This is a genomic window from Dactylosporangium sp. NPDC051485, from assembly GCF_040682015.1.
Classification (GTDB): Bacteria; Actinomycetota; Actinomycetes; order Mycobacteriales; family Micromonosporaceae; genus Dactylosporangium.
Map to the genome: position 1 here is coordinate 1 of NZ_JBFAZW010000154.1, position 19,607 is coordinate 19,607.

General features: G+C 72.2%; 9 protein-coding genes and 1 pseudogene. 9 read left to right on the top strand and 1 reads right to left on the bottom strand.

What is annotated here, in order from left to right; translation table 11 throughout:
• Positions 1-244 precede the first annotated feature (244 nt).
• From AB0M46_RS46945 to AB0M46_RS46980, 8 genes and pseudogenes are all read left to right on the top strand, one after another.
• On the top strand, positions 245-1,435 hold the full coding sequence (locus tag AB0M46_RS46945) for a hypothetical protein (protein ID WP_363347387.1): 1,191 nt from the start codon (positions 245-247) through the stop codon (positions 1,433-1,435).
• Positions 1,436-1,515: 80 nt separating this feature from the next.
• Positions 1,516-2,199 carry an Asp23/Gls24 family envelope stress response protein gene (locus tag AB0M46_RS46950; RefSeq protein WP_363347389.1) on the top strand — a complete coding sequence of 228 codons (684 nt, stop codon included), beginning with the start codon at positions 1,516-1,518 and terminating at the stop codon, positions 2,197-2,199.
• Between the two features lie 118 nt (positions 2,200-2,317).
• The gene (locus AB0M46_RS46955; RefSeq protein ID WP_363347391.1) at positions 2,318-3,991 is read left to right on the top strand and encodes a methylmalonyl-CoA mutase family protein; all 1,674 of its coding nucleotides are present in this window, start codon (positions 2,318-2,320) and stop codon (positions 3,989-3,991) included.
• Between the two features lie 93 nt (positions 3,992-4,084).
• Positions 4,085-7,102: an FtsX-like permease family protein gene (locus AB0M46_RS46960; protein ID WP_363347393.1), complete on the top strand. Its 3,018-nt coding sequence runs from the start codon at positions 4,085-4,087 to the stop codon at positions 7,100-7,102.
• 136 nt (positions 7,103-7,238) lie between these two features.
• On the top strand, positions 7,239-10,274 hold the full coding sequence (locus tag AB0M46_RS46965) for an FtsX-like permease family protein (RefSeq protein WP_363347395.1): 3,036 nt from the start codon (positions 7,239-7,241) through the stop codon (positions 10,272-10,274).
• Positions 10,275-10,329: 55 nt separating this feature from the next.
• On the top strand, positions 10,330-11,202 hold the full coding sequence (locus AB0M46_RS46970; protein WP_363347397.1) for an ATP-binding cassette domain-containing protein: 873 nt from the start codon (positions 10,330-10,332) through the stop codon (positions 11,200-11,202).
• A 4-nt stretch (positions 11,203-11,206) separates the two neighbouring features.
• The gene (locus AB0M46_RS46975) at positions 11,207-12,100 is read left to right on the top strand and encodes a tetratricopeptide repeat protein (protein WP_363347399.1); all 894 of its coding nucleotides are present in this window, start codon (positions 11,207-11,209) and stop codon (positions 12,098-12,100) included.
• Between the two features lie 11 nt (positions 12,101-12,111).
• Positions 12,112-13,014, top strand: a pseudogene (locus tag AB0M46_RS46980) (arginase family protein); the annotation flags it as partial.
• A gap of 947 nt (positions 13,015-13,961) precedes the next feature.
• On the opposite strand, the gene AB0M46_RS46985 reads toward AB0M46_RS46980, so the two are convergent.
• On the bottom strand, positions 13,962-15,851 hold the full coding sequence (locus AB0M46_RS46985; RefSeq protein WP_363347402.1) for a penicillin-binding transpeptidase domain-containing protein: 1,890 nt from the start codon (positions 15,849-15,851) through the stop codon (positions 13,962-13,964).
• A gap of 298 nt (positions 15,852-16,149) precedes the next feature.
• On the opposite strand from AB0M46_RS46985, the gene AB0M46_RS46990 reads away from it, so the two are divergent.
• A partial coding sequence (locus AB0M46_RS46990; protein ID WP_363347404.1) for an NAD-glutamate dehydrogenase occupies positions 16,150-19,607 on the top strand: 3,458 nt, incomplete at its 3' end.

Here is a 19,607-nt window from a genome sequence, read left to right on the forward strand (position 1 = left end):
ACGGTTTACACCCCTGCGGGCGACGATCAACCCGGATCTCGAACACGGCAACCCCTGATCAAGTCAGGTGTTGCAACGACCCCTTGAAACCGGGGTCGGGGTATAAATCCGATAAGTCGCGGCGCGCCAGCGCCCGACTTATCGTTCAAAAGGCCGTTATCTGCCCGCGACCGCGCAGCCCTCCGAGACGCCACCTTGCGGACCTATCGTGGTTTGTCGATTGGTGCACAAACGGAGGGAAGCCATGAAGCTACGCAGTCGCCTGCTGGTCGGTGGGGTCGCCGTCGCCGCGCTCGGAGCCGTCCTCGGGGCGCCCCCGGCGTTCGCCGCGGCCGCGCCCGTCGCGCTGGCGGCGAGCCAGTTCACGCTGGCCGCGAACTACCACCAGTACGACGCGCTCAACACCGCACTGGTGGCCAAGCTCGGCACCGCGGCCGTGCACACCGTCATGGACAACGCCAACCACGACCGCACCGGGATCACCGACTCGCTCGGGATCGCGGGGTACCAGACCGGGTTCCGGTTCGACGACGGGGACAACTCGGACTGCGCCAACTACCCGCAGGGGATCACCACCAGCCGGGATGCGGTCGGGACGGCGGGCGGCGGCAACTACGACGGGCACCAGCTGGTGCTCGTGAGCTGGTACACCAAGGACGGCTGCGACGGCGCGCAGAGCCGCAGCCGGATCACGCTGGTCGACTGGGACGCCACGTACCCGAACACGTACCGCAAGATCCTGCTGGTCGAGCCGACCGGGACCGAGGCGGCGCCGAGCTTCAAGGACGTGAAGGTGCACGCCGGCGGGGTGGTCTGGTACGGCGACTACCTCTACGTCGCCGACACGGCCCGCGGGATGCGGGTGTTCGACATGCGCAAGATCCTGAAGACGAACACGGGCGGCACGGCGGACCAGATCGGCGCGGTCGGCGGCACGTGGTACGCGCACAACTACGCGTACGTGCTGCCGCAGATCGGCACACTCACCGCGGCCACCACGTCGAGCGCGGCGCTGGCCTGGTCGACCATCTCGCTCGACCGGGTCAGCAAGTCGATCGTCATGACGGAGTACACCTGCTCCTCCGGCTGCGCCGACTACCCCAACCGCGCGCCGCGGGCCGTGCGGTTCCCGTTCGCGCCGGGCGCCACGACCTTCGCCGCCGCGACGACGGCCTCGCAGGCGCTGCAGCTGCCCTGGTACAAGCTCAACGGGGTGGCCTCGCACAACGGGCGGTGGTGGTTCAACTCGTCCGGGTCCAAGCAGCTGTACTACTGGACGCCCGCCGACGGCCCGCACACGCACGCCTGGGTGGGCGGCGGCGAGAGCATCAGCTACTGGGAGGACGACGCCAATCCGGACCTGCTCTGGTCGCTGCAGGAGACGGTCGGGCACCGCAACGTGTTCGCCGTGACCCAGTCGACCTACGGCGCCTGAACGGAGGGTGCCCCGCCCTGGCGCCGCGCGAGTACGCTGCGGGCGTTTCGAGACCTGGGGACGAGTGGGGAGTAACGACGATGAGCGAAGCCGTCGATCCGGACCTGACCGGCGACGCCCTGGCCACCGTGGAGCCGGCCGCTGCGGAGCCGGCTTCCGTGGAGCCGGCCGCTGCCGAGCCGGTCACGGGGACCGTGGTGCCGGCGCAGGAGGCCGCGCCCGGGCGGGAGCAGCACTCGCGGCTGGACGAGGCGGCCGAGAAGGTCACCACGTTCGCGGCCAGCACCGCGGCGGCGTCCGGCCGGATCGCCTCGCAGGTGGTCGACCGGCTGCGTAACAACGCGGAGCTGGCGGCCGAGCGGGGCACCACCACGATCGCCGACGAGGTGGTCGAGAAGGTCGCCGCCATCGCCGCGCGCGAGGTGCCGGGCGTCTACGACCTGGGCGGCGACGTGGCCCGGGTCTTCGCGGCGGTGCGCGACCGCATCGGGCTGGGCGACTCCGACGGGGAGTCGTCCAACCGGGGCGTCTCCGTGCGCCTGGAAGGGCGTGACGCCACGATCCGGGTGACGCTGGTGATCGAGTACGGGTACGTCGTGTACTCGGTGGCCGAGAAGGTCCGGACCAAGGTGATCGGCTCGGTGGAGAACCTGCTCGGGCTGGAGGTGACCGCGGTCGACATCGTGGTCGACGACGTGCACGTGGACGAGAAGGCCACCAAGCGGGCGGGCAACGACGAGGCCCGCGCCGCCGACTACGCATAACCGCTGATCCGCGGCCCGCGTCCGCACACTTGGGGGCGCGGGCTTAGCGATCGTTCAGGTGGCGGTTAGCATCAAGTGTGACGGACCAACCCGCCACACCCGAGGAGCGCCGACACCCATGGACGCCCACGAGATCGCCGAGGGGCGCGCGCGCTGGCAGCGCCGCTTCGACGAGGCCCGCAAGCGCGACGCCGACTTCACCACGCTGTCCGGCTCGCGGGTCGAGCCCGTGTACGGGCCGCCCGAGGGGGCCGACGTGCCCGGGTTCGAGCGGATCGGCTGGCCGGGCGAGTATCCCTACACCCGCGGGCTGCACCCCACGGGGTACCGCGGCCGCACCTGGACCATCCGCCAGTTCTCGGGGTTCGGCAACGCGCGGCAGACCAACGCGCGGTACAAGATGCTCCTCGGCGCGGGCGGCGGCGGGCTCTCCGTCGCCTTCGACATGCCCACCCTCATGGGTCGCGACTCCGACGACCCGCAGTCGCTGGGTGAGGTCGGGCACTGCGGCGTGGCCATCGACACCGCGGCCGATATGGACGTGCTCTTCGACGGCATCCCGCTGGCCGACGTGACCACGAGCATGACGATCTCCGGGCCGGCCGTGCCGGTGTTCTGCATGTACCTCGTGGCCGCCGAGCGCCAGGGCGCCGACCTCGGGCGGCTCGACGGCACGCTGCAGACCGACATCTTCAAGGAGTACATCGCGCAGAAGGAGTGGCTGTTCCCGCCGGAGCCGCACCTGCGGCTGATCGGCGACCTCATGGAGTACACCGGCCGGCACATCCCCCGCTACAAGCCCCTGTCCGTGTCCGGGTACCACATCCGGGAGGCCGGCGCGACCGCCGCCCAGGAGCTCGCGTTCACGCTGGCCGACGGCTTCGGCTACGTCGAGCTCGGCAAGTCCCGCGGCCTGGACGTCAACGCGTTCGCGCCCGGGCTGAGCTTCTTCTTCGACGCGCACATCGACTTCTTCGAGGAGATCGCCAAGTTCCGCGCGGCGCGGCGCATCTGGGCCCGCTGGCTGCGCGACGTCTACGGCGCCACCAGCGAGAAGGCGCTCTGGCTGCGCTTCCACACGCAGACGGCCGGGGTGTCGCTGACCGCGCAGCAGCCGTACAACAACGTGGTTCGCACCGCGGTCGAGGCGCTCGCGGCGGTGCTCGGCGGGACCAACTCCCTGCACACCAACGCGCTGGACGAGACCCTCGCCCTGCCCACCGACCAGGCGGCCGAGATCGCGCTGCGCACCCAGCAGGTGCTCATGGAGGAGACCGGCGTGACCAACGTCGCCGACCCGCTGGGCGGCGCGTGGTTCGTCGAGGCGCTCACCGACCGCATCGAGGCCGAGGCCGAGGCGATCTTCGCCCGGATTCGCGAGATGGGCGGCGACGGCACGATCACCGGCGGCATCCTGCGCGGCATCGAGGACGGCTGGTTCATGTCCGAGATCGCCGACAGTGCCTTCGCGTACCAGCAGGCGCTGGAGAAGGGCGAGAAGCGCGTCGTCGGGGTCAACGCGCACACCGGCTCGGTCACCCGCGACCTGGACATCCTGCGGGTCTCCCACGAGGTCGAGGCCGAGCAGAACAAGCTGCTGGCCACCCGCCGGGCCGGCCGGGACAACGTCGCGGTCAAGGAGTGCCTGGAGCGCATGATCGCGGCGGCCCGCGCCGGCGAGAACATGATCCCCTCGATGCTGGACGCGGCCAGGGCCGAGGCCACGCTCGGCGAGATCTGCGGGGCCCTCAAGGACGAGTGGGGCATCTACCGCGAACCCGCCCGATTCTGACGCACCGCCCCCGTTATCCAACCGCAATGCAGACGCGCAACCGGCCCCTTCCCCCGCAGGTCTACCTAGGACGACCTGATACGGGGAGGGGCCTTGCTGGCACTCGTGCTCGCGGCGCTGCGAGCCCGGCGCGCCCAGGCGCTGACGTTGTTGCTGCTCAGCACCCTGGCTGCCGCGGCGACGGCGGCCGCGCCCTGGTATGTGCTGGCCTCGACCGAGCGCATCGCCACCCGGCACATGGAGAGTGCGCCGATCCGGGAGCGCTCGCTGGAGACCATCGGCGAGGGGCCCGTGGAGGGCGGCTCGATCGAGGCCCAGCTGGCCGCCGCGGCCGAGCAGACGCGGCGGATCGTGGGGCTCACCGGCTTCACCTCCTACACCGGCGCCTACCTGGCCGGCGAGGTGTCCGCCGCCACCGCCCAGCCCGGCGGCAACGGCCAGCCCGGCGGCGGCGGTCAGCCGGGGGCCGCCGGTGGCAGCCGCAGCACCAACTCGCCGGTGACCCTGCGCACCGATGCCTGCTCGCACGCGTCGATCGAGGGCGCCTGCCCCGCCGCCGCCGGTGAGGTGATGCTCAGCTACCGATCCGCCCGCTTCCTGCGGGTCAAGGCCGGCGACACGCTCACCTTCGCCGGCTCCGGCGTGCCCCACCCGCTCCAGCTCAAGGTCGTCGGCGTCTACCGCCCCGACAACGTGAGGGATCCCTTCTGGAGCAGCAACGACCAGCTGATGGCCGCCAGCCTGCCGACCGGCGCCCCGCCCGACATGACGGAGCCGGTCGATGACGCGCTGCTGACCACGCCGGCCACGTTCGACAAGAGCCTCTCGACGGTGCCGGTGCGCACCATCGTGGACATGGTCGCCCAGCCGCAGCTGCTCGTCGACCAGACGCCCGAGGACGTCCGGGCGCACCTCGACGCGGCCACCGTCGAGGCCGGCAACAACCGGCTGACCCTCAACACGCAGCTGCAGGCGACCATCCAGAGGGTCGAGCGGGACCGGCGGCTGGTCTCCCTCGGCGTGCCGGTCGGCGCCTTCCAGCTACTCGTGCTGTGCTGGTTCGCGCTGTACATCGCGGTGAAGTACACCGGCGAGGAGCGGCGCCCCGACATCGGGCTGGTGAAGCTGCGCGGCGCCACGCGCGGGCGCACCTGGGCGCTGGTGAGCGGGCAGAGCGCCCTGCCGATGCTGGCCGGCGCGGTGCTGGGGCTGCCCATCGGGTGGGCCGCCGCCACCGCGGTCACCGGGCCCATCCACGACGCCGCGGTCAACGAGCAGGCCCTCACCCTGTCCGCCGGCGCGGTCGTGCTGGCCGTGCTCGGCGCGCTGCTCGCCGCGCTGCTGGCCGAGCGCCGGGCGCTGTCCTCCAGCGTCGCCGAGCTGCTGCGCCAGGGCCGGGTGCGCATCCGTCTCTGGCGCGAACTGTTCGACCTGATCCTCGTCGCGCTCGCCGTGGCCGCCGTCTACCAGGTCAAGACCCGCGCTTCGGGCGACGCGGCCGGCCTCGCGCTGCTGGCGCCGGGCCTGGCCGCCCTGGCCTTCGCGCTGGTCGCGGCCCGGCTCGTCACGTTCGCCGCGGGCCGGCTGGTTGAGGGCGCGCTGCGCCACGGCCGGGCCGCCCGCGCGCTCACCGCGATCTACCTGGCCCGCCGGCCCGGCGTGCACCGCCTCGCCGCGCTGATGATCGTCACCGTCGCGCTGCTGTGCACCTCGGCGCTGACCTGGAGCGCCGGGCGCACCGACGGCCGCACCCGGGCCGAGATGGAGGTCGGCGCCGACCGGGTGCTGACCGTGCGGGCCGAGAGCCGGCTCGCCCTGCTCAACGCGGTGCGGGCGGCCGACCCGGGCGGCGAGCACGCGATGGCGGCGGTGGAGTCGCTGGTCTCGGGCTACGACCGGGTGCTGCTGGTCGACAGCCCGCGGCTGGCCAAGGTGGCGACCTGGCGCCCGGAGTACGGCCCGGACGCCGCGCAGACCGCCGCTCTGCTGCACCCCGACGCCCCGAAGCCGGTCGCGGTCACCGGCGGGGAGCTGACCGTCGACTTCGACGCCCACGTCACCGGCAACGATGCGAGCCGCGTGGTGTTTCTCGACGTCGTGCTCGCCGATCCCAAGGGCAACCGGCTCACCGCCCGGGCCGGCCCGCTCGCCGACGGCCGCAAGACGCTCAAGCTGCCGGTGGCGGCCTGCGCGACGGCGCCCGGCTGCCGGCTCAGCTCGCTGCAGATCGTGCAGTCCACCCAGGAGCAGCGGGTCTTCTTCGCGTCCCGCCCGGGCGTCGAGGTCACCGTGCACGGCATCACCCAGAGCGGCCCGAACCAGGGCGGCGACCAGCCCGTGCTGAGCAAGGAGATGCTCGGGGACCGCACCAGGTGGCGGCTCGGGGTCAACGGCAACCCGCCCAACCTCATCGTCACCGCGGTCGGGGACGGGCTGCGGCTCACCGTCGCCCCGGTGCGCACCGGCGTCGCCGACCCCGGGGTGTATCCGCTGGACACCCCGGCCCCGCTGGCCAGCGTCCGGGCCACCGAGATCCAGCCGCGGCGCGTCGGCGACCAGCGCGTCACCTACGGCTCGACGTCGATCTCCGAGACGGTCGCCGAGACCGCCCGCCGGCTGCCCCGGCTGGGCGAGAAGGGGGTGATCATCGACCTGGAGTACGCCGACCGCCTCGGCGCCGACTTCGGCGCGGGCGAGTCGCTGCAGGTCTGGCTCAACGCCGGCGCGCCGCGAGACATCACGGACCGGCTCCGGGCCGAGGGCGTGATCGTGCTCGGCGAGGAGTCCATCGACGGCGTCGCCGACCGGTACGCCTCCCTCGGCCCGCCGCTCACCCTGCAGTTCATGCTGCTCTCGGCGATCGTCGGGCTGGCCCTGGCGATCGGATCGGCCTTCGTGGTCGCCGCCGTCGAGCGCCGGCCCCGCTCCCGCGAGCTCGGCGCGCTGCGGGCCCAGGGCGCCCCGGTGCGGCTGGTGCGGCGGGTGGGCGTCGAGGGGTACCTCGTGCTCGCCGGCATATCGCTGCTGTTCGGCCTGATCCTGGCCGCGCTCATCCGCGCCTACATCGGCGACGTCCTGCCCTACTTCGCCGACGGATGGAGCGCGTCGTGAGCGGCCCGCAGCGCGGTGGCGCCCGGCCTGGGCGGATCAGCGCGAAGCCTCATCGAGCCGGACCAGGCGCTGGGGCCGCTGCCCGGGAACACGGCCCGGCGATCGCGCCGGCATCGGAGCTTACGGAGGTGACGGCGTGATCGGGCTTGTCCTCTCGATGGTGCGGGCCCGGCTCGGGCAGGCTCTCACCGCGTTCCTCCTGGCCATGTTCGCCCTGGCGGCGGCCGTCAGCGCGCCGGTGTACTCCGCCACCGCCGACCGCGCCGTGGTGCGCAGCGAGGTGGCCGCCGCGCCGGTCACCGAGCGGCTCGTGCAGGCCCGGCGCACCACGCCGTCGCCGACCGACCACGACTTCGAGGACCTGGTCCCGAAGGTGTTCGGCGGCGGGCAGTTCGCGAGCGTGTACAGCACCGAGTACAACATCATGGTCTTCCCGGCCGACCTGACGTCGGCCCGGCCGATCGCCCCGCGCTTCGTCTATCGCGACGACGCCTGCGCGCACCTGCGCTTCAGCGCCGGGCGCTGCTTCGCCAGCGAGACCGAGATCGTGCTGAGCGCCGCGCAGGTCAAGCTGCTCGGCCTGCACCTCGGCGACACCGTCGAGGTCAGCTACGCCGCCGTGGAGGCGGAAACCGGCGACTACTACGAGGCCGGCCCGCGGGTGACGTTCACCCTGGTCGGCGTCTACGAACCGGTCAACCGGGCCGACCTGTACTGGTCCGACGCCGACTACTTCAACCCCCGCCCCACCGCGCGGATGACCACCGAGCCGGTCTTCGCCTCCCGGCTGAGCCTGGAGGCGATGACGCACGGCAACGAGCGGCAGACGTTCGACTTCGTCATCGACTGGTCGGCGATCGACCGCCAGTCGCTGGACCGCATCAACGCCGCCGTGAAGAGCGGCGAGGCCCAGCTGACGGCGCTGCCCGGCCACGCGGTCGTGCAGACGGAACTGCCCGCCCTGGTCAAGCGGATCAACGCCGACCGGGATCTCGTCGCCGAGGTGGTTCCGGTCGCGGCGGTACCGCTGGTGCTCCTGTGCTGGTTCGTGCTGTTCATCGCCGTCGCCGCGGCCACCCAGGAACGGCGGCTGGAGCTGGGCCTGCTCTCGCTGCGCGGCGTGAGCACCCCGCGGCGCTGGTGGCTCGCCGCCGGGGAGAGCGTCGTGGCCATCCTGGCCGGCGCCGCGGCCGGTTTCGTGCTCGGGCACTACCTGGTCCGGCTGGCCGCCTGGCTGCTGCTGGGCAGCTCGGCCGGCGTGCCGCTGTCGGCCGGGCTCACCCGGTGGTCGCTGGCCGCGCTGTGCGGCGCGCTGGTCGCGGCGGTGCTGGCCCAGCGGGCGGAGCTGGCCAAGCGCACCGTCGACCTGCTGCGCAACGTGCCGAGCCGGGGGTCGCGCTGGAGTGCGCCGGTCTTCGAGGTCGTCGTCGTGGTGCTCGCCGCCGTCTCCGTGGTGCAGCTGCGCCGGGGCGGCGACGGGCTGACCGGCTTCGCGCTGTTCGCGCCGTCGGCGATCGTGATCGCGGTGGCCCTGCTCGCCGCCCGGGCGGCGCTGCCCATCGCCGAGCGGGTCGGCCGGCGGGCCCTGCGCCGCGGCCGGCTCGGCCCCACCCTGGCCGCCTACGCGCTCACCCGCCGCCCCGGCACCCAGCGCGTCCTCGCCCTCTTCGTGGTCGCGCTCGGGCTCGTCGTCTTCGCCGCCACCGCGACCGAGGCCTCCGCCGACGCCCGCGACCGGCGCACCCGGGTCGAGCTCGGCGCGCCCCGGGTGCTGTCCGTCGAGCCGGTGAGCCGGGCCGAGCTGCTGAGCAAGGTCCGCGCGGTCGACAAGGACCACAAGTTCGCGATGGCCGCCGCGATGCTGCCGGTCTCCGACGACACCGCGGTGCCGCCGATGCTGGCGGTCGACAGCGAGTCGCTGCCCGGCGTGGCGCTGTGGGAGGACCGGGCGCTGAGCGCGCAGAAGGCGCGCGCGCTGCTCAAGCCCGAGGTGACCCGGCGCTCCATCGAGGTGGACAACAAGGACGTGTCGCTGGACGTGACCATCGACTCGCTCGTCGACGCCTACCGGGTGCGCTGGATCGCCGTCGTGGTGCCCCTCGACGGCTCCGGCGTCGGGCGGGTCGACCTCGGCAGGGTGCAGACCGGCCGGCACACCTACACCCGCAACCTGCCCATGTGCGTGAACATGTGCCGGCTGGCCGGGCTGGAGCTGGAGCAGCCCGAGAACCGCGGCTTCGACGTGACCATGACGCTGCACAGCTTCAGCCAGCACGACAAGAAGATCGTCGACGAGGCGGGCTTCGCCGACAGCGACGGCTGGCGCACGCCGGAGTCGCCCGGGTCGAAGCTGCTCGTGCCGACGCTCACCGCGGCCAAGGACGGCCTGCGGGCCGAGCTCACCAACTACAAGGGCGCCGACACCGCGGTCAAGATCCTGCCGACCGACGCCCCCTCGCCGCTGCCGGTGATCATGGCCCGCACGGCCGGCATCGGCGACCACATGACCGGCCTGGACCTCGGCCGCCAGTCCATCACCATCGCCGGTGAGGTGGAGACGGTACCGAAGCTGGGCTACAAGGGCGGGCTGGTCGACCTCGACTACGCCGAGCGGCTGGCCACCGACGGCGGCGACGCGCTGTACCCGCAGATCTTCCTCGGCCCGCAGGCGCCGGCCGACGTGGTCGAGCAGCTCCAGGCGCAGGGCCTGCGGATCATGAGCGACCGCTCGCTCGGCCCGCTGCGCGCCGGGCTGGACGAGCAGGGGCCGGCCGTCGCGCTGCGCTTCCACCAGCTCGCGGCCGGTCTCGCGGTGCTGCTCGCGGCCGGCGCGCTGTGGCTGGTGGCGAGCCTGGACCGGCTGCGGCGGGCCGGCGAGCTGCGGTCGCTGCGGGCCCAGGGCGTCGCCCGCCGCGACGCCGGGGCGAACGGCTACCTGGCCCTGGTCGCCACGGCGGCGCTCATCGCGCCGTTCGCGGCCCTGGCCAGCTGGCTGTTGGTGCGGGAGTATCTTCCGGTGTTCTCCGACGACGCGGACGGCTTCAAGGCGTCGATCTGGCCCTCGCCGGGGCCGGTGGCGATCGCCTGGGGCGCGGCCGCGCTCGTGCTGGCCGCCTCGGCCGTGGTCGCCGGCGCCCGGATGCGCGCCGCCTCGGAGCAGCGGAGGCGATGAGGACGATGTTCGACGAGACGACTGGTTCGATGATCGGGATGGGGACGGGGACGCGATGAACGGACTGGCGGTCGCCTGCCGGCGGGTCGTGCACATCTATCGGGCGGAGGCCGGCGACGTCGTGGCGCTGGCCGGCGTCGACCTCTCGATCGGGCCGGGGGAGACGCTGGCCCTGGTCGGGCCGTCGGGCTCCGGCAAGTCGACGCTCATCGCGCTGCTGGCCGGCCTCATGCGGCCGTCCGCGGGGCGGGTGAACATCGGGACGTACGACATGGGCAAGCTCTCCGACGGGGAGATCGCCCGGCTGCGCGGGACCGAGATCGGCGTGGTGCTGCAGGGCGCGGCGCGCAACCTGCTGCCGTATGCCTCACTGCACCGCAACATCTGGCTGGCCCAGCGGCGGGCCGCGCGGACCGAGGGCATCAAGCTCGACGACCCCGACCGCATCCTGGACCTGGTGGGCCTGCCGGGGCTGGGCCGCGCGCGCATCGACGAGCTCGCCCCGGGCGCCCGGCAGCGGGCCGCGCTGGCCGTCGGCATCGCCGCCGGCCCCGGGCTGCTGCTCGTGGACGAGCCGACCAGCCAGCTCGACACCCACGGCCGGGACGAGGTGCTCGAGGCCCTCGAGACGGTCAACCGCGAGCGCAACACGACCATCGTCGTCGTCACCCACGACGGTGACGTGGGCACCCGGCTCGGCCGGGCCGTGACCATCCGCGACGGCCGGGTGGGCGCCGAGGGGCGCGACGGCCAGGACTTCGCCGTGGTGGCCGGCGACGGCACCGTGCAGCTGCCGCCGGAGGTTCTCGGCGACTTCCCGCCGGGCACGCTCTTCACCGTCGAGCACATCGACGGCCAGGTGACGCTGGTGGCGGGTGGATCCGACCGGTCACTTGCGGCAGATCACCTGGGGCACGTGCAAAACTAGGGCCATGACCGACCCACGCCAGTCTCAGTCGATCTTCACCCGCGGGGCGGTGGACCTCGGCGCCTTGGCCCGCAGCAACACGGCCGCCGCGCAGCGGGCCACCACGCCGGCCCCCGCAGCGGCCGCCGGCGCCAACGTGATCGACGTCACGGAGGCGACGTTCCAGGACGACGTCATGCAGCGATCGCTGACGATGCCGGTGGTCCTGGACTTCTACGTCGAGATGAGCGCGCCGCACCAGCAGTTCTCCCCGCTGCTGGTGCAGCTGGCGGCGGAGGGCGGCGGGACGTGGACCCTCGGCCGGATCGACATCGAGGCCAACCCGCGGCTGGCGCAGATGTTCCGCATCCAGAACATCCCCTTCGTGGTGGCCGTCGTCGGCGGGCAGCCGGTCGACGCGTTCAACCAGGTGCTGCCCGAGCCGCAGCTGCGGCAGTGGATCGACGCCGTGCTCAAGGCGGCCGGAGTGGAGGTCGAGCGGCCCGAGGACCCGCGGCTGCTCGCCGCCGACGACGCCATGGCCGACGGTGACCTCGACGCGGCCGAGGCGGCGTACCGCAAGATCCTCGACGAGACCCCGGCCGACGCCGTCGCCGAGTCCGGGCTGGCTCAGGTCGGCCTGCTGCGCCGGGTCGACGGCGTGGACTTCGCCGGCGCGCTGAGCGCGGCCCAGGCTGCCCCGGCCGACGTCCCGGCCCAGCTGATCGCCGCCGACGTCGAGGTGCTCACCGGCGAGGCCGACAAGGCGTACTCGCGGCTGGTCGACCTCATCCGCCGCACGCCGGGCGACGAGCGGGAGACCGTGCGCAAGCACCTCGTCTCGCTGTTCGCCGTCGCCGGCCCGGACGACCCAGCGGTCGCCAAGGCCCGCCGGGCACTGGCGAGCGCGCTCTTCTGACGGCGCCCGCATTGCGCCGGATCGCCGTCGTCGACGCGCCGAGCAACCTGGGGCTGCGGCCACCGACCGCATCCTCGGTGCCCGGCTGCGCCAAGGCGCCCGGCGCGCTGCGCGACCACAACCTGCTGACCCGCCTCGGGGCGCGCGACGCCGGCTGTATCACCCCGCCGCGGTACGACCCGGCGGGGTGGCAGCCGGGCGACGGCGTGGCCCAGGCCGCGGAGATCGCGGTGTTCGTGCGCCGCCTGGCCGACCGGATCGGCAGCATCCTCGCGGCCGGGGACTTCCCGCTCGTGCTCGGCGGCGACTGCTCCATCCTGCTCGGCGCCGGCCTGGCCATGCGCCGCCACCAGACCGAGGCCGGCGGGCGGATCGGGCTGATCTACGTCGACGCGCACTCCGACTTCCGGCACGAGGGCAACGCCTCCTACGTGGGCGCCGCGGCCGGCGAGGCCCTCGCGCTGGCGACCGGCCGCGGCCAGGCCAACCTCACCTCCATCGAGCAGCGCCGGCCGTACTTCCGCGACGTCGACGTCGCGCTGCTGGGCATCCGCACGCACGACGAGTACCGCCTGGACCTGCAGGCCGCCGGCATCGTCGCCCGGGCCGTGCCGGAGCTGCGCTCGGACGGCGCCGCCCGCTCGGCCCAGTGGGCCCGCGACCAGCTGCGCGACTGCGCCGGCTTCTGGGTGCACGTGGACGTCGACGTGCTCGACCCGGCCGTGATGCCCGCCGTGGACGCGCCGGACGTGGGCGGGATCGCCTACCGGGAGCTGGAGATCCTGCTCAGCGGGCTGGTCTCGGACCCGCGCTGCGTGGGCGCCCAGGTGACGGTCTTCGACCCCGACTACGACCCCGACGGGCAGTACGCGGCCGAGGTGACCGACGTCCTCGTCGCCGGGCTGGAGCCGCTGATCACCTCGTCGGCCCTGGTCGCGGCCTCGCCCGACCCGGTGATCTCGGCGCCGCCGTTCGCGCCCCCGGTCTCGGCCCCGCCGGTGTCGGCGCCGCCCTCGTTTCGGGTCCCGGCGCCGCCGGCCGCGGGGGAGTCGCGTCCAGGGCTGCGCTTCATCCGCGACGACGCATCGTCCCTGCCGTTCCAGGCCGGGGTCGCCGAGGTCGGTCCCCTGCCGGACCCGGCGCCCGAGCCGCTGACCGGTGACGCGTTGCCCGACGCCTCGTCCGCGCCCGCCGTCTCCTCGGCGCCCGCCGTTTCGTCGGTCCCTTCTGGGCCCGCGGTTTCGTCCGCGCCCGCTGTCTCTTCGGCCTCTTCTGGGCCCGGCGTCTCCTCGGCGTCCGGCGGTTCTGCTGAGCCTGTCGTCTCCTCGGCGCCCGCTGCCTCTTCGGGGCCCGCTGTCTCGTTCCTGCGCGCCGTCTCCCCGGATTTTTCCGACATTTACGAAATGTCGGAAACGGTGGAGGGTGGCGTGCTCGAAGCGGATGTGGCTGAAGAGCTCGGGCCTGAGGCCGCGGGCGACGACATCGCCGACGCCGAGGCCGGGGACGAACCGGATGAGCCCGACGATATCGTGTACGCCGCGGCCGGGGACACCCGCGCCGTGGACGACGAAATCGGGGATGACGAGGATGAAGACGAAGAGTATGGGCAGGTCGTGCCAGTGCGGTCGCGGGTGAACAGGGTCGCGGAGCTGTCGCTCGACTCGCTTCCGCGCGACTCCATGGGGCCCGGTGGCCTGCGGCCGTTCGTGCCCGCCCAGGCCGTCCGGCGCGACCGGGGGGACGCCCCGGAGTCCCCACTGACGGATGTGGTCCCGGCGGCCCGCACCCCCGTCGAGGAGGACGAGACCGCCGGCTGAGACGCCGCGGCCGGCCCGCGGAGCACCACGGGCCGGCCGGGCGGCTAACCGATCGTCTGGAAGAACTTGCCGGCGATCGGGACGGCGGCGGCGGTCGAGGCGCCGCCGTTCTCCACGAACACGCAGAAGGCGATGTCGCCCCGGTAGCCCATGAACCAGGAGTGGGTGTGGGCGGGGTTGTTGTCGTACTCCGCGGTGCCGGTCTTGCCCCGCAGGTCGCCCGGCAGGTCCTTCAGCTGGCTCGCCGTGCCGTCGGTGACCACCTGGCGCATCATCGCGCGCAGCGCATCCAGCGAGGCCGGGTTCAGGGCCGGGCCGTCGGCCGCCGGGCTCTTCGGGGCGGGCTCGAGGACCAGCTGGGGCTGCTTCCACTGGCCGCGGGCGATCGCCGCCGCCGCGCCGGCCAGGCTGACCGGGGAGGCGAGGTTGGTGCCCTGGCCGAAGGCGGCCGCGGCCTGCTCGGCCTTGGCGCCGTTGACCGAGACCTTGCCGGTGAAGACGTCCGCGCCGAGGTCCCACGGGATGCCGATGCCGAGGGACTGGGCGGTCTTGCCGAGGCCGTCGGGGGCGATCTTCGGGGCGAGCGAGGCGAAGGCCGTGTTGCACGACTTGGCGAAGTCGGTGCGCAGCGGGACGTTGCCCAGCTCCTCGTCGTGGGAGTTCTTGAACGTGCGGCCGTCGACCGTGAGGGTCTTCGGGCAGTTGACCACGTCCTCGCCGGTCATGCCCTTGTCCAGCACGGCCAGGGCGGTGACGGCCTTGAAGGTCGAGCCCGGCGGGGTCTGGCCGACGAGCGCGAAGTTGTTCACCGCGGCGCCGGGGCCGTTGGCGAGCGCGACGATCGAGTTGTCGCTGATCCGGATCGCGACCAGGGCCGAGCGGCGCTGGTCGCCGGCCAGGGCGGCCTCGGCGGCGTTCTGCAGGTTGACGTCGAGGGTGAGCTTGACGCCGGTGCCGGCCGTCGGGTCGGTGGCGAAGAGTTGCTTGTCGGGGGTGCCGGTGGGCATGGGCACGACCACCTTGACGCCCGGCTTGCCCTGCAGCACCGAGTCGTAGCGCTGCTGGAGCCCGGACAGGCCGACAACGTCGCCGATCTTGTACTTGCCCGGGTTCTTGTCCATGATCTCCTTCGTCACCTCGCCGGTGGAGCCCAGCAGGGCCCGGGCGAACTGCGCGGAGGGGGCCAGCGCCTGCGTCGAGTTGCGGGTGATCACGCCCGGCGTCGAGTTCAGCTTGTTGGCGATCGTGTCGAAGATCTCCTTGCGCACCGTGATGATCTGCACGAAGGCGTCGGGGGCGGCCTTCTTCACCTGATCGGGCAGGCCCGAGAGGTCGACCGAGACGTTCGCCTGCTTGAAGGCGTCTGTCAGATTCCTGACCACGATGCCGATGTCGGTGATCGACCGCGGCTCCACGCCGATGATCACGACCGGCTTCGCGCTCACGATCGGCTGGCCGGCGCCGTCGAGGATGCTGCCGCGGGTCCCCGCGCTCTTGCGGACCGCGAGCTTGTCGGTGGCCTCCAGCTGCGGGTTGATGGTCTTCGCGCCGAAGGTGACCGTCCACTCCTTGTCGATCCGCTTGGCGTCGACCGTGGTGTCGTACTCCCACGTCGAGCCGGCGACGGGCCAGGCCACGTGGACGACGGCGCTGGCATTGTCGTCCTTGACCGCCGGGGCCCCCTTGAGGGTGAGCTTCGGCGGCTGGGTCGCGAGGTCGCCCGCGACCGTGGTCCACAGCTTCTGCGCCGCATCCCCGGCGAGGGCTTTACCGTCCGGACCCAGGAACTTCAGACCGGAGAGGTTGCCCTTCTCCCAGGCGCCGAGGAACGTCGTGAACGAGTCGTCCGGTGGCTTGCTGGAGCACGCGGGGAGCGTGCCGAGCAGCGCCACGGCGGCGGCGAGTGCGATGACGCGACGGATCGAAACGACCATGTGGGCGATTCTGCGCCATGAAAGCATGGTTCTGCACGCCCCAAGATCGAACAAGTAGGACAATTCAGTACGTCGAGTGGCGGTTGATCGGGTATTCGACGAGCGTGAACCGAAGGCCGCTGGATGTGACGTTGCTCATCGGCAACGGTTGCGTGCCGGGACAGATGGTGTTCCAGGCGGACGACCGCGATCCCCGAACACATGAGGCCCTGCGGGCACGTCTTAGGCTGAGCGAGGACAACCCACAACGTCGTGGGTGAGGGGAGAACAACCGATGAATCGGCCTGGGGTTACCTCGGTGCAGGACGACGCACGAGGCTCACGCGGAGCGGGGACCGCCGACGCGGTCGAAGACGACGACCTGGAGCAACCGGTGCCCAACGCGGAGCATCTGGTGGCGGAGGCGGTCGTGCTGGCCACCGCACTGGATGCCGATCCCGAACTGGTCGCGCAGTACTGGCGCCTGGTCCCCGATGAGGAGCTGGCCGCCTGCGATGTGGCCAAGATGGTCGAGGCCACCCGGTCGCACTCGGAGCTGGCGCAGCAGCGCCTGCCGGGTGAGCTGAAGCTGCGGCTCGGCCTGAGCGTCACCGGCGGGACGGCACTGGAGATCGTGACCGACGACATGCCGTTCCTGGTCGACTCGGTGACCAGCGCGCTGTCGTCGCGTGACATCGACGTCAACCTGCTGGTGCACCCGCTGGTGGTGCTGCGCCGGGCGCCGCTCGGTGCGCTGGAGGAGGTGCTCGTCGGGCTCGAGCCCGAGGACGCCGGCCCCGGCGACATCGTCGAGAGCTGGATCCGCATCGAGGTCGACCGCATCCGGGACGAGCGTGAGCTCGAGGAGCTGCGCACCGACCTGTCCCGCGTGCTCAACGACGTGCGCGAGGCGGTCGAGGACTGGCACAAGATGCGCACCCAGGCCCTGGCCCTCGCCGACGAGCTCGGCAGCGCCCAGCTGCCCGTGCCGGACAAGGACATCACGGACTCCGTCGAGCTGTTGCGCTGGCTCGTCGATGACCACTTCACCTTCCTGGGCTTCCGGCAGTACAAGCTGGTCAAGGACGACAACGGCGAGGAACTGCTGCAGGCCGTGCTCGGCTCCGGCCTGGGCATCCTGCGGGTCGACCAGGTGCGGCCGCGGGTGCTGTCCTCCATGACGGCGGAGGCGTACGCCAAGGCCAAGGAGAAACGGCTGCTCATCATCACCAAGGCCAACTCGCGGGCCACGGTGCACCGCTCGGCGTACCTGGACTACATCGGCTTCAAGCAGTTCGACGCCGACGGCAACGTGATCGGTGAGAAGCGCTTTCTCGGGTTGTTCTCTTCGGCGGCGTACCGCACCAGCGTGCGTGACCTGCCGGTGGTCAAGCGCAAGGTGGCGGAGGTGGTCGAGCGCTCCGGGCTGTCCCCGCGCTCCCACTCCGGCAAGGACCTGATGGAGACGCTGGAGACCTACCCGCGCGACGAGCTGTTCCAGATCGGGACGGACGAGCTGTACAAGGCGGTCATGGGTGTGCTGCGCCTGGCCGGCCGCCGCCAGCTGCGGCTATTCCTGCGCCGGGACGGTTACGGCCGGTTCATCTCGTGCCTGGTCTACCTGCCCCGTGACCGGTTCACCACCGCCAACCGGCTGCGCATCCAGCAGATCCTGCTGGCCGAGCTCAACGGCATCGGGGTCGACTACACCACCCGGGTGAGCGAGTCGAAGTTCGCCCGCGTGCATTTCATCGTGCGCACCGAGCCGGGCAACCCGCCGGGTGACATCGACGTCGACGACCTCACCGAGCGCCTCTCCGAGGCCACCCGCCTCTGGGACGACGACTTCCGCCTGGTGCTGGAGCGCAAGCTCAACGACGAGCAGCAGGCCAAGGTGCTGTACCAGCGCTACGGCCAGGCGATCTCGGACACGTACAAGGACGAGCACACGCCCCACGAGGCGGTCAAGGACGTCGCCAAGCTCGAGCTGCTCGACGAGCCCGGGCAGCTGGTCATGCACGTGTACCGCCGCCGGCAGGACGAGTCCGACGTGCGGTTCAAGGTGTTCCGCTACGGCGAGCCGATGCTCCTCTCGGCGGTCCTGCCGGTGCTGCACTCCCTCGGCGTGCGGGTGACCGACGAGCGCCCCTACGAGGTGGTGCGCGCCGACGGCACGATCTACCTGTACGACTTCGGCCTGCAGCTGCCGTCCGGGTCGCGGGCCATCGCCGACGTCCGCCCGCACCTGGAGAACGCGTTCTCCGCCACCTGGCGCGGTGAGGCCGAGGTCGACAACTTCAACACGCTGGTGCTCATGGCCGGGCTGACCTGGCGCGAGGTCGTCGTGCTGCGCGCCTACGCGAAGTACCTGCGCCAGGCCGGCACGGTGTTCTCCCAGGACTACATGGAGACGACGCTGCTGGCGTACCCCGCGATCGCCTCGAAGCTCGTGGCGCTTTTCGCCGCCCGGTTCGACCCGCGGCTGCAGCTGTCCGAGGTGACCCGCTCGGTGCAGTCCAAGGAGCTGATCACGGCCATCAACGCCGACCTCGACCAGGTGACCAGCCTCGACCAGGACCGCATCCTGCGCTCCTTCCTGCACCTCATCCAGGCCACCCTGCGCACGTCGTTCTTCCAGCGCGGCGACGGGGGGCGGCCGAAGTCGTACACCGCCTTCAAGCTCGACCCGCAGTCCATCCCCGACCTGCCGGCTCCGCGGCCGCGGTTCGAGATCTTTGTGTACTCGCCGAGGTTCGAGGGTGTGCATCTGCGCTTCGGTTCCGTCGCCCGTGGTGGCTTGCGCTGGTCGGACCGGCGTGAGGACTTCCGGACCGAGATTCTGGGCCTGGTCAAGGCGCAGATGGTGAAGAATGCGGTCATCGTGCCGACCGGCGCGAAGGGCGGGTTCGTCCTGAAGGAGAAGCCGGGCGACCGTGACGAGGCCGTCGCCTGCTACCAGCTGTTCATCTCGGCGCTGCTGGACGTGACCGACAATCTCGACGGTGGCAAGATCGTCGCGCCGCCCGACGTGGTGCGCCACGACCCGGACGACCCCTACCTGGTGGTCGCGGCCGACAAGGGCACCGCGACGTTCTCCGACATCGCCAATGAGATCTCGGTGAAGTACGGCTTCTGGCTCGGCGACGCGTTCGCTTCGGGTGGCTCGGCCGGCTACGACCACAAGCGGATGGGCATTACCGCCAGGGGTGCCTGGGAGTCGGTGAAGCGGCACTTCCGCGAGCTGGGGGTGGACACCCAGACGACCGAGTTCACCGCGGTCGGCGTCGGCGACATGTCCGGCGACGTGTTCGGCAACGGGATGCTGCTCTCGCGGCACATCCGCCTGGTCGCCGCGTTCGACCACCGGCACATCTTCATCGACCCCTCGCCCGACGCCGCGGCGTCGTACGAGGAGCGCTCGCGCCTGTTCGGGCTGCCCCGCTCGTCGTGGGACGACTACGACCGGTCGAAGATCTCGGCCGGCGGCGGCGTGTACCCGCGCACGGCCAAGTCGATCGCCCTGTCGGAGGAGGCCCGGGCCGCCCTCGGCATCGCCGGCGACGGCCTCCTCACGCCGAACGACCTCATGCACGCGATCCTGTCGGCCCCCGTCGACCTGTTCTGGAACGGCGGCATCGGCACCTACGTCAAGTCCACCGGGGAGTCGCACGCCGACGTCGGGGACAAGGCCAACGACTACGTCCGGGTCAACGGCCGCGAGCTGCGGGCCAAGGTGGTGGGGGAGGGCGGCAACCTGGGCCTGACCCAGCGCGGCCG

Excerpts from the sequence above, each read along its gene's own strand:
- AB0M46_RS46945 (WP_363347387.1), top strand. The coding sequence starts at position 245 with ATGAAGCTACGCAGTCGCCTGCTGGTCGGTGGGGTCGCCGTCGCCGCG.
- AB0M46_RS46950 (WP_363347389.1), top strand. The coding sequence starts at position 1,516 with ATGAGCGAAGCCGTCGATCCGGACCTGACCGGCGACGCCCTGGCCACC.
- AB0M46_RS46955 (WP_363347391.1), top strand. The coding sequence starts at position 2,318 with ATGGACGCCCACGAGATCGCCGAGGGGCGCGCGCGCTGGCAGCGCCGC.
- AB0M46_RS46970 (WP_363347397.1), top strand. The coding sequence starts at position 10,330 with ATGAACGGACTGGCGGTCGCCTGCCGGCGGGTCGTGCACATCTATCGG.
- AB0M46_RS46975 (WP_363347399.1), top strand. The coding sequence starts at position 11,207 with ATGACCGACCCACGCCAGTCTCAGTCGATCTTCACCCGCGGGGCGGTG.
- AB0M46_RS46985 (WP_363347402.1), bottom strand. The coding sequence starts at position 15,851 with ATGGTCGTTTCGATCCGTCGCGTCATCGCACTCGCCGCCGCCGTGGCG.